23 protein-coding genes, 1 pseudogene and 1 riboswitch are annotated in these 25,765 nt (G+C 63.4%); of the genes and pseudogenes, 18 read left to right on the top strand and 6 right to left on the bottom strand.

The window, feature by feature from the left end:
• Positions 1-10 precede the first annotated feature (10 nt).
• From AC3FNH_RS09360 to AC3FNH_RS09350, 3 genes are read left to right on the top strand one after another with little or no spacing between them, the layout of a single operon-like run.
• Positions 11-1,324, top strand: coding sequence for a porin (locus tag AC3FNH_RS09360; RefSeq protein ID WP_488719854.1), 1,314 nt, complete (start codon positions 11-13; stop codon positions 1,322-1,324).
• Between the two features lie 42 nt (positions 1,325-1,366).
• Complete coding sequence (locus AC3FNH_RS09355; protein ID WP_488719853.1) at positions 1,367-2,146, top strand: cupin domain-containing protein; 780 nt, start codon at positions 1,367-1,369, stop codon at positions 2,144-2,146.
• 34 nt (positions 2,147-2,180) lie between these two features.
• A complete protein-coding gene (locus AC3FNH_RS09350) occupies positions 2,181-3,167 on the top strand; it encodes a Bug family tripartite tricarboxylate transporter substrate binding protein (protein ID WP_276101028.1) in 987 nt (328 codons plus the stop codon).
• Between the two features lie 19 nt (positions 3,168-3,186).
• Here the strand turns inward: AC3FNH_RS09350 and AC3FNH_RS09345 are convergent, their stop codons facing one another.
• Positions 3,187-4,107 (bottom strand): LysR family transcriptional regulator, encoded by a 921-nt coding sequence (locus AC3FNH_RS09345; protein ID WP_488719852.1) that lies wholly within the window; start codon positions 4,105-4,107, stop codon positions 3,187-3,189.
• A 233-nt stretch (positions 4,108-4,340) separates the two neighbouring features.
• On the opposite strand from AC3FNH_RS09345, the gene AC3FNH_RS09340 reads away from it, so the two are divergent.
• Genes AC3FNH_RS09340 through AC3FNH_RS09330 form a run of 3 tightly spaced genes read left to right on the top strand, consistent with a single transcriptional unit; the run spans position 4,341 to position 5,371 of the window.
• Positions 4,341-4,871, top strand: coding sequence for a flavin reductase family protein (locus tag AC3FNH_RS09340; RefSeq protein ID WP_488719851.1), 531 nt, complete (start codon positions 4,341-4,343; stop codon positions 4,869-4,871).
• Between the two features lie 33 nt (positions 4,872-4,904).
• The gene (locus AC3FNH_RS09335) at positions 4,905-5,120 is read left to right on the top strand and encodes a CDGSH iron-sulfur domain-containing protein (protein ID WP_488719850.1); all 216 of its coding nucleotides are present in this window, start codon (positions 4,905-4,907) and stop codon (positions 5,118-5,120) included.
• Positions 5,121-5,146: 26 nt separating this feature from the next.
• Entirely contained in the window at positions 5,147-5,371 is a 225-nt protein-coding gene (locus AC3FNH_RS09330; RefSeq protein WP_276101031.1) for a CDGSH iron-sulfur domain-containing protein, read from the top strand.
• Positions 5,372-5,596: 225 nt separating this feature from the next.
• Here AC3FNH_RS09330 and AC3FNH_RS09325 read toward each other — a convergent pair whose 3' ends face one another.
• The 3 genes from AC3FNH_RS09325 to AC3FNH_RS09315 all read right to left on the bottom strand — a co-directional run bounded on the left by AC3FNH_RS09325 (position 5,597) and on the right by AC3FNH_RS09315 (position 9,017).
• On the bottom strand, positions 5,597-5,995 hold the full coding sequence (locus AC3FNH_RS09325) for a cupin domain-containing protein (RefSeq protein WP_276101032.1): 399 nt from the start codon (positions 5,993-5,995) through the stop codon (positions 5,597-5,599).
• A gap of 41 nt (positions 5,996-6,036) precedes the next feature.
• A complete protein-coding gene (locus tag AC3FNH_RS09320) occupies positions 6,037-7,293 on the bottom strand; it encodes an MFS transporter (RefSeq protein ID WP_276101033.1) in 1,257 nt (418 codons plus the stop codon).
• 1,511 nt (positions 7,294-8,804) lie between these two features.
• On the bottom strand, positions 8,805-9,017 hold the full coding sequence (locus AC3FNH_RS09315; protein WP_276101035.1) for a hypothetical protein: 213 nt from the start codon (positions 9,015-9,017) through the stop codon (positions 8,805-8,807).
• A 945-nt stretch (positions 9,018-9,962) separates the two neighbouring features.
• On the opposite strand from AC3FNH_RS09315, the gene wecB reads away from it, so the two are divergent.
• From wecB to AC3FNH_RS09265, 10 genes and pseudogenes are all read left to right on the top strand, one after another.
• Entirely contained in the window at positions 9,963-11,201 is a 1,239-nt protein-coding gene (gene wecB, locus AC3FNH_RS09310; protein ID WP_488719849.1) for a non-hydrolyzing UDP-N-acetylglucosamine 2-epimerase, read from the top strand.
• Positions 11,198-11,527 (top strand): hypothetical protein, encoded by a 330-nt coding sequence (locus AC3FNH_RS09305; protein WP_488719848.1) that lies wholly within the window; start codon positions 11,198-11,200, stop codon positions 11,525-11,527. The genes wecB and AC3FNH_RS09305 overlap by 4 nt, the downstream gene beginning before the upstream one ends.
• A 135-nt stretch (positions 11,528-11,662) precedes the next feature.
• Positions 11,663-13,462, top strand: a complete 1,800-nt coding sequence (locus AC3FNH_RS09300; RefSeq protein WP_488719903.1) for a polysaccharide deacetylase family protein — start codon at positions 11,663-11,665, stop codon at positions 13,460-13,462.
• A gap of 82 nt (positions 13,463-13,544) precedes the next feature.
• Entirely contained in the window at positions 13,545-15,086 is a 1,542-nt protein-coding gene (locus AC3FNH_RS09295; protein WP_488719847.1) for a glycosyltransferase family 2 protein, read from the top strand.
• A 4-nt stretch (positions 15,087-15,090) separates the two neighbouring features.
• Entirely contained in the window at positions 15,091-16,176 is a 1,086-nt protein-coding gene (locus AC3FNH_RS09290; RefSeq protein ID WP_488719846.1) for a bactofilin family protein, read from the top strand.
• The gene (locus tag AC3FNH_RS09285) at positions 16,169-17,173 is read left to right on the top strand and encodes an MGH1-like glycoside hydrolase domain-containing protein (protein WP_488719845.1); all 1,005 of its coding nucleotides are present in this window, start codon (positions 16,169-16,171) and stop codon (positions 17,171-17,173) included. The genes AC3FNH_RS09290 and AC3FNH_RS09285 overlap by 8 nt, the downstream gene beginning before the upstream one ends.
• A 98-nt stretch (positions 17,174-17,271) precedes the next feature.
• The gene (locus tag AC3FNH_RS09280; RefSeq protein ID WP_488719844.1) at positions 17,272-17,604 is read left to right on the top strand and encodes a hypothetical protein; all 333 of its coding nucleotides are present in this window, start codon (positions 17,272-17,274) and stop codon (positions 17,602-17,604) included.
• A gap of 104 nt (positions 17,605-17,708) precedes the next feature.
• Positions 17,709-18,515 carry a hypothetical protein gene (locus tag AC3FNH_RS09275; protein WP_488719843.1) on the top strand — a complete coding sequence of 269 codons (807 nt, stop codon included), beginning with the start codon at positions 17,709-17,711 and terminating at the stop codon, positions 18,513-18,515.
• Between the two features lie 102 nt (positions 18,516-18,617).
• A pseudogene (locus AC3FNH_RS09270) lies at positions 18,618-19,304 on the top strand (glutamine--fructose-6-phosphate aminotransferase); the annotation flags it as partial.
• A gap of 16 nt (positions 19,305-19,320) precedes the next feature.
• Complete coding sequence (locus AC3FNH_RS09265; RefSeq protein ID WP_488719842.1) at positions 19,321-20,130, top strand: LysR substrate-binding domain-containing protein; 810 nt, start codon at positions 19,321-19,323, stop codon at positions 20,128-20,130.
• Positions 20,131-20,145: 15 nt separating this feature from the next.
• Here the strand turns inward: AC3FNH_RS09265 and AC3FNH_RS09260 are convergent, their stop codons facing one another.
• Together AC3FNH_RS09260 and AC3FNH_RS09255 are read right to left on the bottom strand one after the other, a co-directional pair.
• A complete protein-coding gene (locus tag AC3FNH_RS09260; RefSeq protein ID WP_488719841.1) occupies positions 20,146-21,723 on the bottom strand; it encodes an aldehyde dehydrogenase (NADP(+)) in 1,578 nt (525 codons plus the stop codon).
• A gap of 145 nt (positions 21,724-21,868) precedes the next feature.
• Positions 21,869-22,606 (bottom strand): FadR/GntR family transcriptional regulator, encoded by a 738-nt coding sequence (locus tag AC3FNH_RS09255; protein ID WP_488719840.1) that lies wholly within the window; start codon positions 22,604-22,606, stop codon positions 21,869-21,871.
• A gap of 187 nt (positions 22,607-22,793) precedes the next feature.
• Between AC3FNH_RS09255 and gudD the strand changes: the two genes are divergently transcribed.
• Together gudD and AC3FNH_RS09245 are read left to right on the top strand one after the other, a co-directional pair.
• Positions 22,794-24,155 carry a glucarate dehydratase gene (gudD, locus tag AC3FNH_RS09250; protein WP_276101062.1) on the top strand — a complete coding sequence of 454 codons (1,362 nt, stop codon included), beginning with the start codon at positions 22,794-22,796 and terminating at the stop codon, positions 24,153-24,155.
• Positions 24,156-24,213: 58 nt separating this feature from the next.
• The gene (locus AC3FNH_RS09245) at positions 24,214-25,221 is read left to right on the top strand and encodes a Bug family tripartite tricarboxylate transporter substrate binding protein (RefSeq protein WP_488719839.1); all 1,008 of its coding nucleotides are present in this window, start codon (positions 24,214-24,216) and stop codon (positions 25,219-25,221) included.
• A 312-nt stretch (positions 25,222-25,533) separates the two neighbouring features.
• Positions 25,534-25,633, top strand: a riboswitch (glycine riboswitch).
• The last annotated feature ends 132 nt before the right edge of the window (positions 25,634-25,765 follow it).

Genomic DNA, 25,765 nt, shown 5'->3' with positions numbered 1-25,765 from the left:
CCGAGACCAGATGTACAGAATTCCGTTCCGTGGCTGGAACATGATGGACCATGGCGCGGTCTTTCTCGCGGATTCGTCGGCAATTAGACTTGGATCGTTCGATAGCAAGACCAAAGCGCGGCGCATGTTCCGAAGCGCCTCACAAATCGACACCACAAGAACTAGATGCACGGAGGAGCCAATTTTGGAAGACTTCAGAGCAAAGGCGATTGCTTGGAATTTCATTCTTTTGTCCGCGCTTTGCTTCGGCAAGGTATATGCGGAGTCAGGTGTGCGGGTGTTCGGCATTGTCGATGCAGGCGTCGAAGTGAGCAGCGCAGGCAAGGGTACGCAGACGCGCGTGGTCTCCGGTGGAGATGCGGGTAGTCGTTGGGGTATCGATGGGACCGAGGACCTCGGTCAGGGCCTCAGCGCCACGTTCCGTCTGGTGGGTGGCTTCAGTGCGGACGATGGGCAGATGGGCCAGGGCGGCCGCCTGTTCGGCCGCGAGGCGGCGGTGGGTCTCATCAAGCGGGACGCCGGCAGCTTGCTGCTGGGGCGTCAGCCAACGCCCGTTTCGCTGACCAACTCCTTTGTCGATGCCTTCTACTGGATGGGCAGCGGTGGTCTCATTTCGCTGACCCGCAGCGGCGCGACGGCGGCCCAGCAAGTGATTCCGCAGGTCGTCTCCGCGCGTGCCGACAATGCCATCAAGTACTACTCGCCCGAAGAGTGGAAATCGGTGTCGTTCTCGGTGCTGGTGGCACCAGGGGAGAAGTCTCCGCAACTGGGCAGCACCTACGGTGCATCGGCACGCTTTCTCCAAGGACCGTGGGACTTGAATGCTGCCTGGGGTCGGCAGGAGGCCGGCACCGGTGCCACGGGCCAGATCACTTCCTATTCGCTGGGTGGCAGCTACGATTTTCATCTGGTGAAGCTCTATCTGGGCTACACCGACGAAAAGAACTCCTGCTCGACCTGTACCGGAGCGTTGACCCGTGCCACGGACAGCTTCAAGGCGACGCGGAGCGAGTTCAGTCTGGCTAACGTGGGTGTCCGTGTTCCCATCGGCCGCTTCACCGCCATTGCCCAGGCGGCCTACGTGAACGACCGCTCCGCATATCAGGTGGATCCCGGCAACAGGAACGCGTGGTGGTTCGCCGTGGGCGGCGAGTATGCGCTGTCGCGTCGCACGACGTTGTATGGCTCTGTCGGCACGATCGAGAACCGCAACGGGTCGATGTATGCGCTGGGCAGCGGCGGCGTGCAACAGCCCGCCAATTCCGTCGGTGCCGGAAATCCAAGGTCGACGGCCGGCAATATCGGCATCAAACATCTGTTCTGAAACCGGGGCATACGCCCAGCATTCTTGCGAGAGTCCAATCCAATGAATGTCGTCACCACAACATCTTGCACACGTTGGTCGCCCATGAGCGCGGCGTCGGAAGGCGACGCATTTCATGCCGGGCTGATCGGCAAGGAGTACACCGATGCGTATACGCTCGGACTAGCCCGGCTACAGGCCCATGGGCAGATCCGATCGCGCATCAGTTCGCATAACCAGGCGTTCTTTGTGATGGAGGGCAAGGGCGTCGCTTCGCTCGCCGGCGCGCAGAGCGCGTTTTGCCAGGGCGCGGTCATCAAGATCCCCCGAGGTGTTCGCCATGCAATTCGCAACGCGGAGGCCACGCCCATGTGGCTTCTCGCCATCCATGACACGCCCATGGCACTGGAGGCTGACGCCTCCGGGCCCGATCAAGCACCGGACCTGGCATGTCGCCGCGAAGCAGAGCCGATGGCGAAGCACGCCCCCGAAGTCGTGAATGCCGACGCGATGGCCTGGAGAGCCTTCGAGGCGCCAGGTGTCCAGGGCTATGAACTGAAGCCCATGCTTGTCGGCGAGGAACATTCCGATGCCTATAGCGTTGACCTGATGCGCGTCGCGGCCGGAGGCTTTTCCGCGGCGCATACGGATCTGGGCCGGCATGCCTTTGTCATTCTCGCGGGACAGGGGCGCCTCACGGTCGATGGCGAACCCATCGACTTTCGGCAGGGCGACATCGTGAAGGTGCCGACAGGGTCTTTGCATGCGGTGCATAACGTGGGCGGCGACCCGTTGGAGTTTCTCGCGATCTACGATCCGCCGCGTCGCCGCAAGGCTGGCTGAGTCGGCCATGACAACCCTCTGACCTGGAGTGAACATGAGCAAGCACGCAAGCCGGCCGCTGGCCTGGAAGGTTACCGGCGCGATCCTGGCGCTTTGCGCTTGCCTGACGGCGCACGCCGAAGACTGGCCGGCCCGGCCGATAAAGCTGGTGGTGCCGTCCACGCCCGGCTCGACCCCGGACGTCCTCGCACGTATCGTGGCCGATGCATTGCACACCAGGCTCGGCGCGACCCTGGTGGTGGAAAACAAGCCGGGTGCGGGCGGTGCGATCGCCGTGAATGTTATCGCGAAGGCGCCTCCCGACGGCTATACGATCGGCATCACACCTCCCGGGCCGATTGGCGCCGACACCATACTGCAAAAGCGTCTGCCCTACCAACCCGGCAGGGACCTGGCGCTGGTGTCGCTCGCCGTCACCCAGGCCAATGTCCTGGTCGTACGCAGTACGCTCGAAGTGAAGGACCTGGGGCAATTGATGGGGCGGCTCGCTAAGGAGCCAGGGAAATACACCTATGCCGCGATCGGCGCGGGCTCCGTCAACCGCCTCTGCATGGAGCTGGTTGCGCAGCGAAGCGGTGCGCGCATGACGCGGGTTGCCTATTCCGGCACGCCCCAGGCCATGCTCGCGGTAATCAGTGGCGAAGTCGACATGGCGTGCCTGCCGGAGCAGGCAGTCTCCGCGCAGGTGCAGGCGGGAAAGCTCCATGCTCTCGCGGTGGCGTCGGCAAAGCGATCATCCGTGATGGCCAATGTGCCGACGCTCGACGAGCTTGGCATGCCCGGCGTCGAGGCAAACGCCTGGATGGGGATCATCGCGCCGGCCGGCACGCCGGTCCAGATCATCAGGCGCCTGCAAGGCGAGATCGCACGGGCGTTGTCCCAGCCGGACGTTCGCGCAACGCTGCATACCCAGTTCATGGAGGCGGTCGGCTCCACGCCGGAGGTATTTGCCCGGACCGTCCAGGGCGATGTCGAGCGCTGGAAGCGCCTGGTCCGCACGGGAAAGGTCGCCGTGGACTGATCGCGACCCCCGCACGTCGCTATCGTGCCGCCGACGTGCCCGACCGCGGACCGCCGGCCTTGCCCAGATCCACGAATCGCTCGCAGAGAAAATCCACGAAGGAACGGACCTTCGGAGATACCGTTCGATGCTGTGGGAACACGGCATGGATATCGCGTTTGCCGCGTCCCCACCCAGGCAACACGTGAATCAGCGTGCCGGCCGCGAGATCTTCCTGGCAGAGATAGTCGGGCAGCCAGCCGATGCCGGTGCCATTCAGCAGCACAGTGCGGATGGTGCTGGTGTCATTGGCCGAAAAGCGCGTATGGACCCGCACGGATTCGGTCTCGGCATCCTTGTCCATGCGCCATTCAACGTTGCCGGCAAAAATATCCAGGAGGGCGTGTCCGACAAGGTCCGCCGGAACCTCTGGTGTTCCATGTGCCTTGAGGTAGGCCGGCGTGGCCACCAGCTTCAGTGCCACGGTGCCCAGCCGTCGCGCGGCCAGACGGCTGTCTTCAAGTTCCCCCGTCCGGATGACCACGTCGATCTCCTCGGCCATCGGCTCGACCTTGTGGCTCGTGAGCGTCAGAGCAACGTTCATCTCCGGATAGCGCGTCAGATACTCAGCGATGAGCGGCGCGAGCATCCACTGCCCCGGCGTGACGGGCGCGCTGACGCGCAACAGTCCCCGTGGTGTGAGCCTGACCTGCCCGACCTTCTGTTCCGCTTCCTCGATACTGGAAAGGATGCGGTGTGCGTCCTCGGCGAACAGCAGGCCGGTTTCGGTCAGGGCCAGTTTCCGGTTGGTTCGATAGAGCAACGCGACGCCCAGGTGCTTCTCCAGTCGGGTCAGGCTTCGGCTGACCGACGACTTCGGCATGCCCAGCACATTGGCCGCAGCGCTGAGACTCATCAGTTCGCTGATTTTTGCGAATACTCGGATGTCGACCAATTCCATCGTCAATAGGGGCGCAAGCCGGAAGTCGTGGCAGTGTCGTGACAGAAGCTGTTCTGTCTATAGCGGCGGCCCGGGGCTGGCGTCAACCGGTGTTTGCCATGACGGCGGCCTGCGACCTGGAGGGCTGTTCCCCTGGCGGAACGTCGCTTTCCACCGTTCTGTCTTGTCCATGGAGTTGCCGCTTGCGACGATAGGCATATGTACCCGATTTCGAGGAGAACCCAGGAGACGATATGACTCAATCCCAACACATTGATCCGGAAGAGTTCCGCAAGGGCCTGCGTGCCTTCACGACGGGTGTGACCGTCGTGTCGATGGACGACGGCCTGGGCGGTATGCACGCCATGACGGCAAGTTCCTTTGCCGCGGTATCCATCGAGCCGCAACTGGTCGCCGTGAGCATCGCCAAGACAGCCAAGTCGCACGCGCTTCTGGGAGCCGACCGGCCTTACGCCATCAACATCCTCGGCGAGCGTCAGGCATTCCTTGGTCACTATTTCGCCAATCGCATGCCAGAACGCTGGAACCCGGCCTACGAATGGCACGAAGGCGCGCCCGTTCTGACAGGCACGATGGGCTGGTTTGTCTGCCGGCGCTGGGCTGCCTACGACGGCGGCGACCACACCATCCTGGTGGGTGAAACCCTGAAGATCCAGCGCACTGACGAGCGGCCTCTGGTTTGCTGCCGGGGCGACTTTCACGCTTTGGGTGAAAAGGTGGACGTCGTCCACCCCGGGGCTCAGGGCGCGAGGAGCACTGCGTGAGGTCTGGCTTCCCAGCGTAATGAGGACTGAATCATGACTACCACGATTACCCTGGGCGACGACGGCCCATTGCAGGTCGCCGGTGACTTTGAGCTGGTCGACGAGGCCGGCGTACCGTTTCGTCGACGCAAGTCATGCTTGCTTTGTCGCTGCGGCCACACCAGGCGCCCGCCATTCTGCGATGCCTCGCATCACGAGGCCGGCTTCAGCAGTTGTCCGCGTGCGCCACTGCAGGCGCCAACCCGTTAAGGACGACTCGAGCGTCCGGAGTTTCCATGTCTACTACCAACATCCGCGTCCTGAACTCAGGGCCTCTCCATGTGACCGGCGAGTTCGAATTGGTCGATGCCGATGGCAACCGCTACCCCCACAAGGGCATCTTTTCGCTTTGTCGTTGCGGGTTGTCCGCCAGCAAGCCCTATTGCGATGGTTCCCATCGCGCCGAGCGCTGGGAGAGTATCGTGCAGTCGGACAAGCCTGTCGCATCGACCGTGCCCTGACAGCATGCGCCCGCGGGGCGCTGATGAGGGTGATCTGGGGACGTAGCGACGTCGCCAGACAAACACAACGGCGCCCCTCGGATAACCGGGAGGGCGCCGTTCTTGTTAGCGTATCGGAATCTGCGGACTGCCGGACGGTCAGTCAGGAACTGCTTGCGGAAGAAGGTCGTGCACTGATCGACTCCCCTCGCTCTTGCGCGAGGGGGGCATGCCTGACCATGCGGATCAGTTTGCCCCCACATGGTCCGTGGGTGGCACGGCCCCATCCTGGGATTTGCGTACGCGGGGCGGATCGTAGATGGTCAATAACACCAGATCTCGCTGTCCGGCATTGCGAACGGCATGGACGACGCCGCGCGGGATGCGGACGACCGCACCGGCCGTGGCACGATGGCAGACATCGGCGATGTCGATCTCGGCTTCGCCACCGAGGATGTAGAACGCGTGATTGTCAGGGTCGATGTGCGGTGGTGAGTAGCCGCCTTCTGCAACGCGAACGATATCGACAGAGTATGCGTCCGTGTATTCCCCGGCCAGGATGTCGAAGATGAATTCAAACCCTTCCGACCCTTCGATCTTGTGCGGAATCCACAGTTTTTCGGTGATATGGGTAATGTGTTTCATGGCTGCTTATACCTCGGTGGTTGTCAGAAGCTGCGCGCCATTCACTGGCGTTGGCCTTCCTTGATAAATGCCAGGCAGAGGGCCCCGAAGAGCGGCCCGGCGGCAAGCACCGCGAACGCCAACGGGAAGGAATGCTGTGCCTGGAATACCAGGCCGACGAGTGCCGGGGACAGCGCGGAACCTAACTGCCACGCGGCGTTGGCGACGCCTGCCCCCGAGCCGGCCCTCGACGGACCCGTCTGCTCGGCGACCATCGTGACCAGCAGCGGGCTGTAAACGAAGGCCCCGACACCAATAAAAGGGGCGGCCAGGCGGAACGTGGCCAGATCATCGCCCTGGCCGAAGGCGAGCAGCGCCGCGCAAAAGAAGATCAGTGACAGAATGGCCAGCAGCTTCCGGCGTGCACCGAAGGAATCGGAAATCCAGCCGATGGTGGGCTTCGCGAACAGGCCCGCAATCCCGGCCACTGCCAGGACATAGCCGGCCTGAACCGGCGAAACATGATGCGCCTTCACCATTAGAGGGATTGCCCATGCGGTGAAGCCAAGCGTCCCCCAGAACGCACCACATCCAGCCAGTGCCAGCAGGACGAAATTTCTTGTCATCAATGCGCGCGCGTCCGCGAGGATCTGGCCATGCGCGCGAGCACGGTGGGTGTGGCGTTCTCCCGGTTGCGTTGCACCGCCAGTCGGGACCCGGTCGCGAAGGACCGCGACACAGACCACGGCCAGGAACACAGAGAGAACGCCGAGCAGGCGATAGCTCACGCGCCAGCTATAGGCCTCTACTAGTGTCGGCAGGATGGCGTTCGTCGCGATGACTGCGACCGACGACGCGCTCATGAGAAGCCCCACGGCCCGGCCGCGTTCACGCTTCTCAAACCATGTCGTCACCAGCTTCACCCCTGCCGCGTAGTCAGCGCCGGCGGTCAGCCCCATGAGTGCCTGCAAGACCAGGCCAACCGTGAGCGTTGGTGTGTAGGAAAAGGCGTAAGTAGCGATGGCAAGGCTGACAAGCGAAGCGGAAAGCGCCACGCGGCCGCCAACGCGATCGATTGCAAACCCGCACACGAAGTTGGACAGCACATAGCCGACATAGAATGCCGTCACGAACATGCCGAGTGCGGCGAGCGGCAGCGTCAGCGACTGTCCCAACGGAATGGCCAGCGTTCCCCACGCCAGTCTGCAGACGGTCGAGAGGACGAGCGCCGCCCACGCCACCGTCAACACAAGCCATCTGGTGCGTGAGTCTGTTCCATGCATGGGCACGGACAACCGGGTGGTGGTTTCACCGTTCATCGGGTCTCCTGGCGGTCACTATTGTTATGGCGGGCAGCGCATACAATCTTGCCCCGCTTCCATCATGATGCAACGATCTAGGGCCGGGAAACGCAAGTGGAATCGAACACCGTGTTGCGGCACTGGAACGCCGTGGATTGTTGCGTGTGCCTTCAGGTCGTCGGGCACGCGTTGCCCTTGAGCCGCTACGCGTGCCGCTTCTGAGTTTTGCGCGGCTGCTTATCGAAGCGCGCCGCGGAGTAGCCGGCAAATCGGCCCAGGTGCCCGAGACCGACCTCAAGTGCGGTTCCAGTGACGCCGGCAGCGGGATCGAGCAGCATCCGGGGCGCACCGCAACGAGGCGTGCGTTGCGCAGCAATTCCATCGGCGATGCCGAAATGGCGATGGCACGGTGCGTTGAGCGTCCGACTGGAAGAGGGCGAGGCTCCAGATGTCCCACCCAGTTGGCTTGGATGGCGGAACGGTCCGCGCAGGAAATCAGGTTCCGCAGCGAATGCGCGATTAGTTCCCATTGCGCTTCCAGCGCGCGCGGCAGCAGAAGGTCGGAGGCGAGCAGGGCCGATGAATCAGCGTCGAGGCCACCGGCCTAAAGGAGCAGGCTGTTGGGGATGCGCCGCTAGGCCCGCTTTTTGGTGTGGATCCGCCGTTCGAATGCCTGCCTGAAACCCTGGGCGAGCGTCCGCAGGTGGCCGACTACGGCCCGACGCTGAACACAACCCGAGGTCTCCTACAAGGAGGAAAAGGCCTGCTCTTATACAAGCCCTTTAGGGGGGCAACTATCCCGCCTCCACCATCCGGAACTGTTGGACTGTTCCGCCAAAAAGAGTTCAGGGGCGGTTCCCGCAGCCAGAGGGTCTGGGCCGCCGCTGTAAGGCCGCGTCGTTGTGAAGTTCTTAACCGCTATCGGGTCGACAGTTCGCGGCCGATTTGTATGCGAACAGGATGTTGGAAAGTGGAGCGCATGAAATCCAAGGAAAGGATTTATTTTTTCCTGAAATCCAGCGAATTGCTTTACGCATGTGACGAGTTTAGCACCCGGCCCTAAGAAAACATCTGGCGAAATCGTTTATTTTTGGTCGGGGAAATCGTTTAGCTGACAACGATGTCAGCTTGAGAACTCATTTCACGAAGAGAAGGTATTCGCTTTATTTTTTTATGAAACGGGTTCAAAGTGATTCTCCGGGCAATCCGGGGGCTCGTGATGCCGGCGCGATCACCCGCGCTGTCGGCTCATCAATGAGAGGGCGCACTTGAACAGGTACGCGAAAGCTCCGGTAACTATTACATCGAATTGAAGCTAATCGGCTTGTAAGATTCACCCGCTATTGAACCCAGTGCTTGCCCAGTGCTTGCCAATAGGCGCAACCCGCAGGTGGAATTGAAGAAAGGCAGAAGAAAGGCCAGCATTTCGGACGCTTGCGCGACCGCAAAGTCTTTCTTCGGCTGCATCCAACTCATTGGAAAGAGGCTGATGTGGGGGATAGGGCGCGGCCATTGCGCGCCCCTAACGGTCAACTGTTTCTGACGAGGTACATGGCCGCAGTTGGAACGTGAACCTCGGCCAGCGTGGTTCGCGTTGGCGTAACGAGGGAGGCATCGTTCTCCCCGCCGCCACAGCCTGCGAGCAGTAGCGCACCGATGGACATCGCGCATGACAGGCCGATCTTTACCGCATGGCGCTTGCGCTTGAGCCTGGTGATATCAATGATTGAGTGAATACGCATACCGGCATTCTCCTTTCGTCAGAGGACCTGTACGCGTCGAACGGAGGTCGTCTTCGTAGCAGGTCGCTCACTGGCGTTCAGCATCCCCACTCCGTTCCTGGGGGAACTCCCGTCCGGTCGCCGTGGTAAGCCATTGAGGCATGAGTGGCGGGGTACCGGCGACTGATGGATCAAGCTCTTCAACAGTAGTTGAGTCGAAAGCAAATCCATAGTGTTTCGCAACTGACCGCGCGGCGAAGGTACGCGACCGCGCCGTTCTTCACTACGTTGATAGTCGATAGTTGCGCGTTTTCTCACACTTGATACAGATGTGCGATATCGAGAAACGCTCGTGAGAGCGTTCTTGCATTCATGCGTCGTGAAGACACGAATACAGGGAAACAAGCTTGGTGCCTCTCCACAGTACGTTGCTGTGGCCAGATGTCATCCCGTTTGCGTCAATCCTCCATCGCCGTGTCTATGGGCGCATGCCCTGACTGGATTTTCATCGTACCTATTGCCGCCTCATGGAATTTACAGTTCGCAGCTCCAATTAATTCGTGACTGGCGGCGAACAAAAATCGAGCATTTTTTTAGATTGCAAAAAAAGCAAGAAGAGTTCTTCTTATTCTCTTGTCAGTGGTGGAACGCCTTATCGCTTCCTTCCGCCGGAAATTCCAGACGGCCAGCGTGGGGCGCAGATTGTGAGCGGTTGCAACCGTGATACGGAATCAACCGGAATCCAAGCGCTATCCAGACGGGGGCGCGCCGGAATGGCTGAGACGCCACCGACCTTGCGCAGATGGCACAGACGTTGCGGCGTGCCCGACGTGCTGGCCTCCGGCTTTGATATCCCAGGGTGTGGAGGCGTCGCGTGTGCGGAGCGTGGAAGGCGATCGATCATCCCTTGCTCTCGAACTGGCGATCAGCATATCCCGGCGTGATTGCAGGACGAGGAGTCTCGACATGCAGAAGGTTCTCGCTGTGTTCGGGACGCGTCCCGAAGCGATCAAGATGGCACCGCTGATGCGGCGGCTGCGAAGTTCACCGGCATTCGATCTGCGGGTATGCGTGACGGGCCAGCACCGGCAGCTCCTCGACCCGGTGTTGCGCCTGTTCAGGATTGTCCCGGATTTTGACCTCAACGTGATCTGTAAAGGCCAGAGCCTTTCCGACATCACAACCAAGGTGCTGGTCGGCGTACAAACGGTCATTGACGAGTTTATGCCCGACACCATGCTCGTTCACGGCGATACCACCACGACACTGGCCGCCACGCTGGCGGCCTTCTATCGGAGCATCCCCGTCGGCCATGTCGAGGCGGGCTTGCGAACCGGCGACATGAGCGCGCCCTGGCCCGAGGAGATGAACCGGCGCGTAACCGACATCATGGCCACGTGGCATTTCGCTCCGACGCAGCAGGCGCACGACACGCTGCTGCGCGAAGGTGCCAACCCGATCCGCGTCAGGATGACCGGCAATACAGGCATTGACGCCCTGCTCGAAGTCAAGCAACAGATCGACGCCGATGCCCAAGTGCGCACGCGCCTGGCAAACGGCTTTCCGTTCCTTGATGCATCCCGGCGACTGGTGCTGGTGACCGGGCATCGGCGCGAGAACTTTGGTGCACCATTCGAGCGATTCTGTGCGGCGCTGCGCATGCTTGCCGATCGGAACAAGGACATCCAGATCGTCTACCCGGTCCACCTGAATCCCAGGGTGCGCGAGCCGGTCAATGCCATCTTGAGCAAGCATCCCCGGATCCACCTGATCGAGCCGCAGGACTATCAGCCGTTCGTCTTCCTGATGTCGCTCGCCTATCTGATCGTGACGGACTCCGGCGGGATCCAGGAGGAAGCACCGGCTCTCGGCAAGCCGGTCGTGGTGACGCGCGAGACTACGGAGCGCCCTGAAGCGGTGGCTGCCGGTACGGCGCGGCTGGTTGGGACCGATACGGAACGAATTGTCATTGCTGTCGAGCTGCTGCTGCGCGATCGCGAGGTGTATTCCTGCATGTCGCGTGCCCACAATCCGTTTGGAGACGGGCGAGCGAGCGAGCGCATTGTCAGTGCCCTGCAGCTACCTGTCAAAACGATGTGTACCGCCGCTTTCGCTCGCGCGATGCACGCGGAACCGGATACGGATATGGATCCGCGCGCCATTCAGCTACCCGGCCACACCGCAATCTGGAGGAAGCAATCATGAAATCTGCAACAACCCTGGCGGCGGCCACCCTATTGCTTGCCGGCGTGTGGACCGCGGGGCCGGCACGCGCTCAGTTGTCGGCGGAGGCGGCAGCGGTAATGTCCGGGCCGATTCTCTATCTCCCCGCGAGTCCGTCCGATCCCGGAGGCCTCAACGGCTACGACCACAACCGGCAGTTCGACTTCGCTATCGAAGCAGACAAGCCCGGCAAGAACAAGGCAGAGCGGGACAAGGTGTTGAAGAAGCCCAAGAAGGCTGTGGCTGGCCCCAAGGTCAAAGCGGGGACCTACACGCTGGGGTCGGCGCCAGGCCAGACCAAGAAATGATCAGCCTGAGCCGCCCGGCGTCGAGCGGATGTTCGACGATGTCCTGCACCTCTGACAGATGGGTGTCGACCCTATCGGGCCTCAGTTTTCCCCCTTCGCGTTCTGGAGATGATCGTGTTCCATAAACTCCGTTTCATGCTGCAGCGACTCAGTGCCCTGGTATTGATGGTCCTGTCTCTGGTCGCGGCTGGCTCCGTCCTGGCCGCCACCAACCAGATTGCGCTGGTGGTACCCGACAACTACACGCCGTCCGATCCGCGCATTACCGCGTGGCTCGACGCCGCACGCGAGGAGGGTCTTCAGATCACGTTGGTCACCGACTCGCAAGTGCTTCAGGGCGTCACCCCTGCGCAGTACCCGGGCATGATCCTGCCCGATACGGTACACCCCAATGCCAGCGACGGCATGGTGACCGCGATTGAGACCTATGCCAATCAAGGCGGCCATGTGATGCTCGTCTACGACTTCGGCGCGTTGACGACAACCGGCTTCTACGCGTCGCAGCAGAGTCGGTTCAGCAATCTGGCCGGCGTCAGCTACGTTCTCTACGACCAGTTGGGCGGCAACATGATCGGCCTCGGTCCGATCACCGGCCTGAGCAGCACGCTGCGCGCCGTCCAGGTCCCTCCCGGCAAGTCCATGGCATGGACGACCACATCGTCAAGCGACCCCGTGGAGGGAGTCTCCGGCTACGTATATGGCTTCCTGACCTACCCTAGCTTCGTCACGCAGGGGGCCTACTCGGGCACCGCCTTCCTGACTGCCCCCAATTTCGGACTGGTTGCCGGTCTGCGTACTTTCGGTTCGGGTCAGGTGCTCTTCGTCAATCTTCCGCTGACCTACCTGAAAGGGCAGACCGACGGCATGCCGATGCACGGATTCGTGCGCTACTTCGGCGAAACGATGATGAACATGCCACGGCTATCGGCACAGCCCAAGGGCATCGGCGGCCTGGTGCTCAACATGCACTTCTGCGCCCGGGACCAGATCTGGCCGGCGTACAAGCTCAAGAGCTGGGGCATCTTCAACAATGGTCCGTTCTCCATCGTGATAACCGCCGGGCCGGACCAGGTCAACTTCGGCGATGGCCTGGGCATCAACCTTTCCCAGAACACCGGTGCCAGGCAGCTGGTCAGCTATCTGCTGAGCAAGGGACACCATGTCGGCGACCATGGCGGCTGGATACACGACTACTGGGGAGCAAATGCCAGCGAGACGAACCAGTCGACCTTCCAGCAGTACCTGGTGCTCAACAAGCAGAGCGTTCAGGGGGTGACCGGCGTACCGACAACCGAGTACGCAGCGCCAGAGGGAAATACGCCGCAATGGTCGATCGACTGGATGGAAGCCAACGGTGACACGGGATACTACTTCGTCGGCCATACCGGCATGCCGCCCACGCGCAGCTACCGCAACGGTGCCTTGCTCAATCAGACCATTCGCGCGTTCCCGGTCATGCCATTCGGCGCGAACGCGACGTTCGAGGAGTTTGAGGAGGCCAGCATACCAACGAGCAGCATCAGCGCCTGGTACAGCCAGCTGACGGACTTCGTAGTGAAGAACCGAACCAGTCGACTGATCTACATGCATCCACTCGGCGCCATTGACTACCAGGGCGTGCTCAATGGCATCTTTTCCTATGCCGGCTCGCTCAAGTCGCAAGGGCTGTTCAACTGGTACACCATGAACGACCTGGCCGTATTTGCCCAGCGGCGCCAGCAAACCACCTGGCAGGCCAACGATATCGGCAATGCCTGGAGCTTCCAGGCCAGCAACCCCGCGGGCATGACCGACCAGACCTGGGTGCTGCCCAAGATTGCCTACACGCAGCCGGTAGTGACACAAGGCGCTGCAAGCGTGACGTGGGACTCGACCAACTGGCTGGTCACGGCAGGTGCGGGCAACTCGCTGGCTTTTACCAGCGGCAAGCAATGACGCCTGGCAACGTATCCGCGTTCATCCACCGGACGGCTGTGCCACGCCGTCCGGGCGTTTCGCAGCACTCATTGGATCATTCATGTCTCGATCGCTTCGCACCATTCTTTTGCTCGGCGCGCTGTTTTCAGGGATAGGCTTTGCTCTGCCGAGCGCCGCGGAGAAGCTCATCGTGCACACTGTCATAGTGAGAAGGGCACCGCACGAGATCGCGCGCAACCATAGGGCTCCGGAGCGATCGATGCAGGAGGCTGCGGAGGTGGCGGCCGTGCGACTGCCACCAGGCAGTTACAAGGACGAAGAGGAGCTCGAAGAGCCCCCACCCGTTGTCTTCGACAAGGCGGAGACCGGCGCGAGCGCGGGTCAGGTCATTGTCTCCACGCTGACTGGGTTGCTGGCCATCATCATGTCGCTCATTGTGCTCTACGCAGTCCGGCACTATGTCTTTACGCTGAACCGGTTGTTTGGCAGGCAGAGGCATCCCTATCTCGATATCGATGTCGCGGAATGGCCATCGCTGACGGTCCTGGTCGCTGCGCACAACGAGGAAGTGGTGATCGCCGGCTCTCTGCAATGCCTGCTGCGGGTGGACTACCCGGCGGACCGGCTGACCATCATGCCCGTGAATGACCGCTCTAGTGACCGGACTCGCGAGATCATCGACGAGATTGCCGCGCGGCATCCCGGTCGGATCGTTCCGTTCCACCGGGTCAGCGGCAAGCCGGGCAAGGCGGCCGCGCTCAAGGATGCCAGCGAGACCGTGAGCACGGAAATCATTGTTGTCTTCGATGCCGATTACCTGCCCCCGTTCGGCTTGCTCAAGCAGCTGGTGGCGCCGTTCTTCGATCCTGAAGTCGGTGCCACGATGGGTCGGGTAGTGCCACTGAATCTTGGCAGCAACCTGCTCACCAGACTGCTCGATATGGAGCGTTCCGGTGGTTACCAGGTGGACCAGCAGGCGCGCATGAACCTCTGGCTCGTGCCTCAGTACGGCGGCACGGTGGGAGGGGTCCGGCTGCGGGCACTGCGCAGTGTGGGGGGCTGGCACGATGACGTGCTTGCCGAGGATACTGATCTTACGTACCGGCTCATGCTGGGAAATTGGAAGACGGTCTATCAGAACTGGGCCGAATGCTACGAAGAGGTACCCGAAGCATGGCCAGTGCGGATCCGGCAGATCATGCGCTGGACCAAGGGGCACAACCAGTCGTTCTACCGTCACGCTCGTGGCGTGGTGACATGCCAGGGGCACGGACTGTTTGAAAGACTGGACGGCGTGGCGCTGCTCGCCATCTACACGATGGCACCGGTCATGCTGTTGGGCTGGGCGCTGACAATTTTCCTGTTCTATACGAGCGGCTTCCCGCTTCATAGCACGCTCATCCTGCTCGCACTGATGTCCTATGGCACCCTGGGCAACTTCGCCGCATTCTTCGAAATTGCAGCGGCGGTTCACCTCGACGGTGGCTGCGAAAGAGTCCGGCTGCTGCCGCTGAACTATTTCGGCTTCCTTGTCAGTGCCTTCACGATCGCAAGAGCCACGTCCGATCAGGTGATCGGGGGTGTCCTGCTTCAACGCGAGCTGCATTGGGACAAGACGAAACGCTACCGACAAGGGAGCTGATGAAATGTGGCTGATCCTTCTGACTGTATTGACCCTGCTGGCCTTCAGTCTGCCCCTGGTGCCGGCATTCGCGGAATGGCGGCGGCCGCGTGACATTTTGCCGCTCGCGATCGATGGCGAGCATACCCTGGATGTCTGTGCCGTGGCAGCGGAGTTCCGGGCAATGCTGGACACGAAGGCAGGCGCCGCGGCCAGGGCAGGGGCGTTTCGGGATCAGGTGCTGAAAGTCGGCAGTGCCTGGACACCGACATCCGCGGAGCATGCGCTGCGGCGCTGCGATCGCGTCGTGATTGCCCAGGGAGATCTGGAGTTGCCGGATCACTTCACCTTCAGGCGTGAGTTGTACGCGAAGCGCAATCTCAGCAGCGGGGTATCGAACTGCCTGCTGGCTGTCCTGGCCGAAGGCGGCCTGCTCCTGCGCCAGGGTAGCGTGCTGCAGCATTGGGCGCACGCGCGCAATGCGCGTGTCGAACCGCACTGCAGCCTTGAAGGGCCCTTGTCCGCCTGGCAGGAGATCCTCATTGAAGATGGCTGCGAGTTCACCGCGTTGACGGCAAGCGCGATCCGCTTTGGCAATCCGGACAATCGGGATGGCGGCAAGAGTGCGGTTGCCGGTGGCGCGCGCCCACCCCCGCTGGAGCAGACAGAGCGAGCAGGCGTGACGTCATCCGATGAAGGCAGCCACCGGATTATCGAGCATGACTATTTGCTGGCGCCTGGCATCCGCCACGACGGAGACCTGATTGTCCACGGCGACCTGAGGATCGGAACCGCCGCGCGGATTACGGGGAGCGTCAAGGCAACCGGCTCGATCCGGCTGGAGGACCATGTCCGGATCGATGGCGCGCTCGTGTGCGGTAGCGCGCTTTTCGTCGCGCCCTGCTGCGCCATCATGGGCCCCGTTATCGCGGAAGAATCGGTCAGCATTGCGGAAAACTGCCAGATAGGCCTCTTGTCGAGGCCAACCTCGTTAGCCGCTCCGGAGGTGTGTGTGTGGCGTGGCACGACGGTGCATGGCGCGGTGAGCGCAATTGTCGGAGGGAGGGCAATGCCGGCCGCCATGGCTGCGCCTTGCGACGAACATGACTAGAATCCGCGGCCTTCTTCTGATGTGTGCGCTCCTGCTATGCGTGAACGGCCACGCTTCGGAACTGCGTCTCACCGGCTACCAGCGGTCCGACGGTGCGATCACGACCTACTATGGCGGGGACACGATCGATCCCTACTTTGCCTCGAAAGCGTTGCTGTCCGCATCGGACATCGGCCTGGACGCACGCGCCGCCGCACGCCGGTGGATCCGCTGGTTGTTGCCAAGACAGCTCAAGAGCGGGCAGTTCGAGCGCTATTGCCTGGTCCGCGGCCGCTTCGTGGGGTGTCGTCAGGCGGACGCGGACGATGCCCTGCTTGCCACCTGGATGGAGTTGCTGGTGCGGTTTTCACCGCCAGAGGGCATGCCCCCCGCATGGAAGCGAAGCTTCGATATGTCAAGCCGCTATCTCGACGGTCTGCGCGACAAACGGCTCGGTGTCTTCAATGTCGCCTCCGACCTGCCGGTTGCACTGATGATGGACAACGCGGAGATCTCCAGCGCCTTCAAGGCCGTAGCCAGATACGCGCAGGCCACCCATGACAAGGAAGCCGCCGAGCAGTGGACTCTCAAGGCGCAGCAGCTCGACCGCGACATCCTGCAAGTGTTCTGGCAGCCGGGCCGCGGCTTCGCCGTCAGCACCCAGGCGCGCGACAAGACCGAGTTCTATCCGGACACGGTGGCGCAGATATTTCCTATCCTGTCTGGAATCGTTCCCGACAACGAGCGGGCTTCCGCGCGTTACCACGCCTGGATGAAGCAACACCGCTTTGTCTGGCTGCAGATGCCCGAGACGGATTATCCGTGGGGCCTGGTGGCTCTGGTGGCTGACAAGATGGGTGACGCGGACGCGATCACCTGCTGGCGCGTGCGCGCGACCCAGTTCAGGCACGGGACGCACTGGAACGTCCTGGAGGAGGCCCTGTATCAAGCGTTTGAATCCAGACTTACCCCGGAGCAGGCCGTGGCGCCCGTGCCGGGTGGCTTGCGATGTCGATAGCCACTTCTTGCCGGTAGTAATCCATAACAATCAAGCAGGGCTCCCAATGCGTCGAGCCGAAGGCATTGGGGCCATGACCACCGAAGAGTGATGACCATATGCGCCACAGAAACCGATTGGGAAAACCCGCCCACCGCAGCATTGCAAGCTGGCTTCCGCTGCTCGGCATGCTGATGGCGGTGGCGTCATCGGATGCCCTCGCCCAGGCGGAAGCCACGGCGCCGCGCGTCTTTGCACCGCTGCTCGGACGATTCAACCGCAGCGACCCGGGCAATGTCCGATCCAACCGTGGCGTGATTGCGTTGACATATGGCCGGGACAAGGACCAATACACCACGTGGAAGTACGACGGGGGAGATGAATCAGCTGACTGGCGAACAGACCTTGCTGCGCGATTTCACAAGCCACGACGTCTCGTTGACCTGGCGTAAATGGATCACCAAGACGTGGGGTTCAATTTGCGCGCGACCTACTATGAAAACCCGTCCTACAAGCGAAAGCAAGCGGAGGCCGGTATCTTCGTTGAGTTCTGATCATGACGCATCCATCCAGCCAGGCATCGGCTGCACCCGACAAAGGCGAGTCTCTGGGCCGTACAGTGATCAGTGTGGCGCGGCACCGCTCAATGGATCGCCTCAATCTATCGGCACCGACCCTCGCCGGTATCGTGCTGGTGCCATTGCTGTTCAACGCGGTCGAATGGTTGCTGCATAACTATCTCAGTGCCGGCTGGACAGGCGTCTTCGCTTTCTGGCTCGGGAAACTCGAGATCCAGGGCGTGGTGGCCGAACGCCTGACGAGCGTGGCCGGATTCGATCTGCCGTTGCCGCACCTTGACGCGATGGCGGCGCTGCCCGATCTGGAGACATGGTGCATGACCGCGGCGCTGACGATTGCCGCTGGCCTGCTCACGCTGCGCCTGCCTGCCAGGATGCTGCCGCTGCGCTACTTCCTCCTGTTTGCCCTCTTTATCCAGTTAACGGCGCTCGCCTTCTTTGCCGTGGTACCCGAGCAGTTCCCTTACACCGTGAGCAGCTATATCGACAACGGCATGAAGACTGCTGTCGGCTTCCTCGTGGTCCTGCCGTGGGCGCATGCGCTGGTCTACTATGTCTTCGACTTCTCATGGTCACGGAAGATAGCGCTGACAGCGATGACGCTGGCCTTTATTGTCGTGGCCGTCCCGTTGCAGCTATTGCTCCATGTCTACGTCGTGCAGAAATTTTCGTTGTTGTGGCTTCCTGTGCTGTCGTTTGTGTTTGGTCCTACGCTGATTGTTTTCGGCTGTATCGCACTGTATGGATGGGGGATGAGCTGGAAGCGATTGAGAGGACGAAAGTGATTGCGGAACAGATGGCTTTGCTTTCCGTTCAGTGCAGAGATCGGTTGCCGGCTTGAGTGAGGTAGTCGTGGGAATCCGCACCGGGTCCCCGGGGCGTGCAGGCGCGAGGAGCTGCGCGCGCTTGGTTACATCTTCGAGTCGCAGACCGACACCGAAGTGGTGGCCCACCTGGTCCACCAGGCCTACACTTGCCCGGACAGCGCCACGCGCGGCGACCTGTTCGCCTCGGTGCGCGCGATCACCAAGCGCCTGCACGGCGCCTACGCCATCGCGGTGGTCTCGAAAGACCAGCCCGATCGCCTGGTCGGCGCGCGCTCGGGCTCGCCGCTGGTGGTGGCGCTCGGCGAGAACGAATCCTTCCTGGCCTCCGATGCCCTGGCCGTGGCCGGTACCGCCAATCGCGTGATCTACCTCGAAGAGGGGGACGTGATGGAACTCACGCTCGACAGCGTGACGATCCGTGACGCCTGCGACCACGCCGTCGAGCGCGAGGTGCGCGAGGTGAAAGCGTACGCCGCCGCGGGGTCATACCGCCACTTCATGCAGAAGGAGATCTTCGAGCAGCCACGCGCGTTGAGCGATACGATCAATGGCATAGACGTCATCAGCCCGGACATGTTTGGCGAATGCACGGCGCAGACCTTCGCGCGGGTCGACAGCGTGCTTGTCCTGGCCTGCGGCACCAGCTACTACTCGGGCTGCACCGCCAAGTACTGGCTCGAATCGATCGCCAGGATCCCGACCCAGGTGGAGGTGGCCAGCGAGTATCGCTATCGCGAGACCGTGCCCAAAGTTGCCGTTGCTGGTGCGCACGGCCAGTGGCGTGGCGCTGACCGGGGCCGGACAACGGCTGCTAGCTCACGCGCGGCTGGTGGTCGGCCAGCTTGCGCGTGCCAGCGACGACCTGGCCGTGCTGCGCGGGGAGCGCGTCGGCACGCTGTCGCTGAGCGTTACGCCGTGGATCATGCTGACGTTCCTGCCCCGCGTGCTGACGCAGTTCCGCCAGCGCATGCCGGAGGTGCAGGTGGAGATGTTCGAGGGCCTGACCGCGGTGGCGCTGCCAAGGCTCAGGGAGGGCACGCTGGATTTCGCCATCGGGCCGTTTACGGCCGCGATGTCAACGCAGGAATTCGACTGCGAGCCGCTGCTGCGCTACGGGTCCTGCGTGATCGCCCGCAAGGAGCATCCCGGCGCCGGCGCACGCTCGCTGCATGAGCTGCTGGAGCACGACTGGGCCGTCAACTACACGGCGTCGAGCTACGACGCCTTCATGCAGAACCTGTTCTGGCAGCACGGCGCCAGCATTGCGGCCAGCCGCCTGCACCGCGCCCACTCGGTCGCGCTGATGTTCGAACTGATCCGCCATGCCGGCATGCTCAGCTACTGCCCCAGGCCCTTGCTGCTGTGTGACGCGATGCAGGACTGGGTGCAGCCGCTGAACATCGCCGAGCAGTTCGAGACCACCCGGCTGGGCATCATCGGCCGGCGCAACACCATGCGCAGCCAGGCCGCGCAGTGCTTTGCCGATTGCCTGCTGCAGGAGGTGCGCCGGCGCTCGCGCTCGGCGGCCAGGGCGGACGCCGAGTTGTTCGCGCTGCTCGATATGCTGTTCTGACCGTGCGCGGCAAGCTCAGGCGCGTGCCGGCTCGCCGTCCTTCAGCCGCCACAGCGCCAGCGGATTGCCGTCCTGCAGCGCGGCCGGCAGCAGTTCGGCAGGCACGTTCTGGTAGCACACCGGGCGCAGGAAGCGGTCCATCGCCGTGGTGCCGACCGAGGTCGTGCGCGTGTCGGACGTGGCCGGAAACGGGCCGCCGTGAACCATGGCGTATGACACTTCCACGCCGGTCGGATAGCCGTTGAACAGCACGCGGCCCACCTTGCGCTCCAGCAGCGGCAGCAGCTGCGCGGCCACGGCGTAATCGCCGCGGTCAGCCTGCACGGTGGCGGTCAGCTGGCCTTCCAGCTCGCGCGTGACGGCGAGCATGTCCTCGACATCGCGGCAGGCCACCAGCACGGTGGACGGGCCAAACACTTCGGCATGCATGCGCGGGTCGGCGATAAAGTGCTGCGCCGTGGTCTCGAAGACCGCCGCGCGGGCCTGGTTCGGGCCCGTGCTGGCCTGGCCGCTCACGATACGCGCGAGGCCGTCGATGTCCGACAGCTTGCTGATGCCGTGTTCGAATGCGTGCTGGATACCCGGCGTCAGCATGGTGCCGGCCGGCTTTGCCGTCACGGCAGCGCCGGCTGCCGCGCGGAACCTGTCGAGTGCCGGGCCTTCAAGGGCGAGTAGCAGGCCGGGGTTGGTGCAGAACTGGCCCACGCCGAGCACCAGCGAATCGGCCAGGTCGCGCGCGATGGCTTCGCCGCGTGCCGCCAGCGCTTCGGGCAGCAGGAAGACCGGGTTGATGCTGCTCATTTCCGCGTAGACCGGGATCGGCTGGCCGCGGTTGCTGGCGACCTGCATCAGTGCCAGGCCGCCGGCGCGCGAGCCGGTAAAGCCCACCGCCTGGATGGCCGGATGGGCCACCAGTTCCGTGCCGACGGTGTGGCCGGCGCCGGTCAGCAGCGAGAACACGCCTTCGGGCAGGCCGGCATCGGCCACGGCCTGGCGGATCGCGCGGCCGACCAGTTCGGACGTGCCAGGGTGCGCGGGATGGGCCTTGGCCACCACCGGGCAGCCGGCTGCCAGGGCCGAGGCGGTGTCGCCGCCGGCCACGGAGAAAGCGAGCGGGAAGTTGCTGGCGCCGAACACTGCCACCGGACCGATCGCGATCTTCTGCATGCGCAGGTCGGGGCGCGGCGGCGTGCGCTCGGGCAGGGCGCTGTCGAGCGTGGCAGCCTGCCAGCGGCCGGCGCGCAGCACCGTGGCGAACAGGCGCAACTGGCCGGTGGTACGGCCGCGCTCGCCTTGCAGGCGGGCGAGCGGCAGTGCGCTTTCGGCGTGGGCGCGTTCGATCAGAACGTCGCCGAGCGCCTCGATCTGGTTGGCAATCGCTTCGAGGAAGCTCGCGCGTTGCTCGGGCGAGGTGGCGCGGAAGGTATCGAATGCCGCTTCGGCCAGGTCGCAGGCACGCGCCACATCGGCGCTGCTGGAACCGTGGAAGACCGGTTCCAGGGTCTCGCCAGTGGCCGGGTTGATGGCGTGGAAGGGTTCGTCGATGCCGTGCACGGCGCTCGCGCCGATCAGCATTTCGCCGGTAATCGTCATGTCTGGGTTTCCTGCAAAGGGACAAGAGGAGCGGAGGCCGCCGTCGAACGGAGCGGTCCGTTCAGGTGTGCCGCGGCGGAGGTTTCATCTCGTAGGACATCATATGACATGAGGCGGTTGACCGCAACCGCCCGGCTGCGGCCGCTCAGGCGGCGGCCGACGCCTTGCGCAGGCGCTCGCGGCTGTTGGTCAGGTGCATGCGCATGGCGGCCTTGGCGGCTTCGGGATCGTGGCGCTCGATCGCGTCATAGATATTCTCGTGCTCGAAATGCACGCGTTCAAGGTACTGGGCGCGTTCCTGCGCATTGACCTGCAGGCGGCTGCGCGGGATCAGCATGGTCCCCAGGTGGCCCATGATGTCGGTGAAATAGCGGTTGCCGGTGGCGCGGGCGATGGACAGGTGGAACTCGAAATCCGCGCCGACGGCGTCGCTGCCTTCCGTGGCGCTGCGCTCCATGGCGTCGAGCGCGCGACGCATGGCGGCAAGCTGCTCGTCGCTGCGGCGCGTCGCGGCCAGTCCGGCTGCCTCGGCCTCCAGGCTGACGCGGAACTCCAGCATGGCCAGTACGTCCATGGCAGTGCCCATGGTAGCGGGGTCGATGCGGAACGGCGACGACGTTTCCGCCGGGCGCGCCAGCACGAACGTGCCAATGCCGTGGCGGGTTTCCACCAGCCCGCTGGCCTGCAGGCGCGACAGCGCTTCGCGTACCACGGTTCGGCTTACGCCGAAGCTGGCCATGACCTCCGACTCGGTGGGCAGCTTGTCGCCCGGCTTGAGCTGGCCCTGGCGGATGCTTTCGGTGAGGCCGCTCACGACTTCCTCGGCCAGCGTGCGGCCGCGGCGGCGCAGGGGTGCGGGAGGAGTCATCTGGGCGTCGGACATGGGCGTGCGAAGGGCGTAGGGAAATTGCGGCCTTGACCTGGCCGGAATGTGGTCATTATACTCGGTTGTAAGTCATACGACGACTGATAACGTATGCTGTGAGATCGATGATGCGCAGCCAGCGATATATGCCGCGGCCCACGCCGCCGCGCCAACGAACGCCAATCAGATTCTGGAGACAGCCCGCATGAACGCTTCACAAGCCGCCAGCCAAGGTGACCATCCCGCCACGCCCGTCGTGACCGAACTCACCGTGGTGCCGGTCGCCGGCCACGACAGCATGCTGATGAACCTGTCCGGCGCGCATGGCCCGTACTTCACCCGCAATATCGTCATACTGCGCGACAGTGCGGGCAACACTGGCGTGGGCGAGGTGCCGGGCGGGGAGGGCATCCGCCAGACGCTGGAAGATGCCCGGCAACTGGTGGTGGGGCAGCCCATCGGCCAGTACCAGGCCATGCTCAACCGTGCGCGCGCCGCCTTTGCCAGCCGCGATGCCGGCGGCCGTGGCCTGCAGACCTTCGACCTGCGCATTGCCATCCATGCCGTGACGGCGCTGGAAGCCGCGCTGCTGGACCTGCTCGGCAAGCACCTGCAGGTGCCCGTGGCGGCGCTGCTCGGCGAAGGCCAGCAGCGCGACGCGGTGGAAATGCTCGGCTACCTGTTCTATATCGGCGACCGCCGCCGCACCACGCTCGACTACCGCACCGAGCCGGAGGCCGGCAACGCGTGGTTCCGCCTGCGCAATGAAGAGGCCATGACGCCCGAGGCCATCGTGCGCCTGGCGGAAGCCGCCTACGAGCGCTATGGCTTCAACGACTTCAAGCTCAAGGGCGGCGTGCTGCGCGGCGACGAGGAGATGGAGGCGATCCTCGCGCTGCACGAACGGTTCCCGAAGGCGCGTGTCACGCTCGACCCGAACGGCGGCTGGCTGCTCAAGGACGCCATCCGCCTGTGCCGCGACAAGCATGGCGTGCTGGCCTATGCGGAAGATCCGTGCGGCGCCGAAGACGGCTACTCGGGGCGCGAGATCATGGCCGAGTTCCGCGCGGCGACCGGACTGCCCACGGCGACCAATATGATCGCCACCGACTGGCGCCAGATGGGCCACGCGGTGCGGCTGCAGTCGGTCGACATCCCGCTGGCCGACCCGCACTTCTGGACCATGCAGGGCTCGGTACGGGTCGCGCAGATGTGTGCCGAATGGGGCCTGACATGGGGATCGCATTCCAACAATCACTTCGATATCTCGCTGGCAATGTTCACCCACGTGGCCGCCGCCGCGCCGGGACGTATCACCGCCATCGACACGCACTGGATCTGGCAGGACGGCGAGCACCTGACGCGCGACCCGCTGAAGATCGAAGGCGGCATGGTGCAGGTCCCGAAAACGCCGGGCCTCGGCGTGGAGCTCGACATGGAGGCGCTGGCACGCGCTCATGCGCTCTACCAGGAAAAGGGCCTGGGCGCGCGCGACGACGCGATCGCCATGCAGTTCCTGATCCCGGGCTGGAAGTTCGACAACAAGGCGCCCTGCATGGTCCGCTAAGGGACGCGTCGGCTGGCCCGGCAGGCAGCGACCAATCAAACCTCAACAGGAGACAACAATGATCGATCTTTCCACGCTGCTGCGCCGCTGTGCCGGCGCGGGCATGGTCCTGGCAGCGGTAGCGGCCGTGACCGTCGCGAGCGGCGCGGCCACGGCGGCCAGCCCGGCCTGGCCGCAAAAACCGGTTTCGGTGGTGGTGCCGTTCCCCGCGGGCGGCTCGACCGATACCATCGCACGCATGCTGGCCGTGCCGCTCAACGAGAAGCTGGGCCAGCCCTTTGTCGTGGATAACCGGCCCGGCGCGACGGGCGCGATCGGCGCGACCTTCGTCAAGCGCGCGCCGGCGGACGGCTACACCATGATGGTGGCGTCGATCGGCGTCTATGCGGTGAATCCGTTCCTGCAGAAGAACCTGTCCTATGATCCGGCCAGGGACTTCGACCTGCTCACCGTGGCAGTACGCGCGCCCAATGTGCTGGTGGCCAACCCGAACTTCCCGGCCAAGACCATGCAGGAACTGGTCGGCTACATGAAGAAGAACCCGGGCAAGGTCGCCTTCGCGACCTCGGGCGCCGGTTCGTCGGACCACCTGACTGCGGCCCTGTTCTGGCAGAAGAGCGGCACCGACGGTTTGCACGTACCGTACAAGGGCGGTGCGCCGGCCATCTCCGACCTGCTCGCCGGACAAGTCGATGTGTCGTTCCAGAACATCAACGCGGTGATCCAGCATATCCGCAGCGGCAAGCTGCGCGCGCTGGCGGTGACGTCCGACAAGCGCGCGGCGGTGCTGCCGAACGTGCCGACCATGGCAGAAGGCGGCGTGAAGGACGTGGAAGTCTATTCGTGGCAAGGTGTCGCTGCGCCGCGCGGCCTGCCGCCCGACGTGAAGAGCCGCCTGCACGGCGCGCTGGTCGGCGCGCTCAACGAGCCGAAGATGCGCGACAAGCTGGCTGAAAGCGGCTTCGAGGTGGTGGCCAATACGCCCGAGCAGTTCGTGCAATTCGAGAACCAGGAGCTCAAGCGCTGGAAGTCGGTGATCGAGCAGGGCAAGATCACGATCGAGTAGTAGGCAGGCGAGTCATCTTGCCGGTCCCGCTGCCGCAAGGGAGCGGGGTGCCTCGACAAGGGCGGCCATGAGGCCGCCCTTGTCATTTCCGCCGGCCGCGAGCGATGCCGCGCATTTGGTTGCAGCAGTTTTGACTGTCGGGGAACTTCGGTCGCGGATGCGATGCTGGCGCAGGGCGTGATCTGAGGGCCTTGGCCTGGGCGTTGCTAGGGATAACCCGATTCCCCGCGCCCGGGCACTTCCAGATATCATCGCCATGCGGCCAGGTTCCAAGCCTGCCGCAAAGCGGCGCCGGACCAACCCCCGGCGCCGTGCGACCTCGCAGGAGAGACCGGAACGCCGCCAGGCGGGTCCGGCGCCGACGGAGCAACCGCCCCGGAAACTCTCAGGCACCGAGGACTGTGGCGTCGCAAGTAAAGATCTGGAGAGAGGCGCTTCGCGCCCACCGAAGGGGACGGCATGGCCAGGCCATGTCCAAGCTCTCAGGTACCACGGACAGATGGGGCAGGGGACCGGCAACGGTCAAATTCATCCTTGCTTCAGG

It is taken from the genome of Cupriavidus sp. 22TCCZM01-5, assembly GCF_057798915.1.
Note: the sequence above shows the minus strand (reverse complement) of the source record. Positions and strands in the feature narration are given on the sequence as shown.

Coding starts and splice junctions, on each gene's coding strand:
- AC3FNH_RS09360 (WP_488719854.1), top strand. CDS start 11: ATGTACAGAATTCCGTTCCGTGGCTGGAACATGATGGACCATGGCGCG.
- AC3FNH_RS09355 (WP_488719853.1), top strand. CDS start 1,367: ATGAATGTCGTCACCACAACATCTTGCACACGTTGGTCGCCCATGAGC.
- AC3FNH_RS09350 (WP_276101028.1), top strand. CDS start 2,181: ATGAGCAAGCACGCAAGCCGGCCGCTGGCCTGGAAGGTTACCGGCGCG.
- AC3FNH_RS09345 (WP_488719852.1), bottom strand. CDS start 4,107: ATGGAATTGGTCGACATCCGAGTATTCGCAAAAATCAGCGAACTGATG.
- AC3FNH_RS09340 (WP_488719851.1), top strand. CDS start 4,341: ATGACTCAATCCCAACACATTGATCCGGAAGAGTTCCGCAAGGGCCTG.
- AC3FNH_RS09335 (WP_488719850.1), top strand. CDS start 4,905: ATGACTACCACGATTACCCTGGGCGACGACGGCCCATTGCAGGTCGCC.
- AC3FNH_RS09330 (WP_276101031.1), top strand. CDS start 5,147: ATGTCTACTACCAACATCCGCGTCCTGAACTCAGGGCCTCTCCATGTG.
- AC3FNH_RS09325 (WP_276101032.1), bottom strand. CDS start 5,995: ATGAAACACATTACCCATATCACCGAAAAACTGTGGATTCCGCACAAG.
- AC3FNH_RS09320 (WP_276101033.1), bottom strand. CDS start 7,293: ATGAACGGTGAAACCACCACCCGGTTGTCCGTGCCCATGCATGGAACA.
- AC3FNH_RS09315 (WP_276101035.1), bottom strand. CDS start 9,017: ATGCGTATTCACTCAATCATTGATATCACCAGGCTCAAGCGCAAGCGC.
- wecB (WP_488719849.1), top strand. CDS start 9,963: ATGCAGAAGGTTCTCGCTGTGTTCGGGACGCGTCCCGAAGCGATCAAG.
- AC3FNH_RS09305 (WP_488719848.1), top strand. CDS start 11,198: ATGAAATCTGCAACAACCCTGGCGGCGGCCACCCTATTGCTTGCCGGC.
- AC3FNH_RS09300 (WP_488719903.1), top strand. CDS start 11,663: ATGCTGCAGCGACTCAGTGCCCTGGTATTGATGGTCCTGTCTCTGGTC.
- AC3FNH_RS09295 (WP_488719847.1), top strand. CDS start 13,545: ATGTCTCGATCGCTTCGCACCATTCTTTTGCTCGGCGCGCTGTTTTCA.
- AC3FNH_RS09290 (WP_488719846.1), top strand. CDS start 15,091: ATGTGGCTGATCCTTCTGACTGTATTGACCCTGCTGGCCTTCAGTCTG.
- AC3FNH_RS09285 (WP_488719845.1), top strand. CDS start 16,169: ATGACTAGAATCCGCGGCCTTCTTCTGATGTGTGCGCTCCTGCTATGC.
- AC3FNH_RS09280 (WP_488719844.1), top strand. CDS start 17,272: ATGCGCCACAGAAACCGATTGGGAAAACCCGCCCACCGCAGCATTGCA.
- AC3FNH_RS09275 (WP_488719843.1), top strand. CDS start 17,709: ATGACGCATCCATCCAGCCAGGCATCGGCTGCACCCGACAAAGGCGAG.
- AC3FNH_RS09260 (WP_488719841.1), bottom strand. CDS start 21,723: ATGACGATTACCGGCGAAATGCTGATCGGCGCGAGCGCCGTGCACGGC.
- AC3FNH_RS09255 (WP_488719840.1), bottom strand. CDS start 22,606: ATGTCCGACGCCCAGATGACTCCTCCCGCACCCCTGCGCCGCCGCGGC.
- gudD (WP_276101062.1), top strand. CDS start 22,794: ATGAACGCTTCACAAGCCGCCAGCCAAGGTGACCATCCCGCCACGCCC.
- AC3FNH_RS09245 (WP_488719839.1), top strand. CDS start 24,214: ATGATCGATCTTTCCACGCTGCTGCGCCGCTGTGCCGGCGCGGGCATG.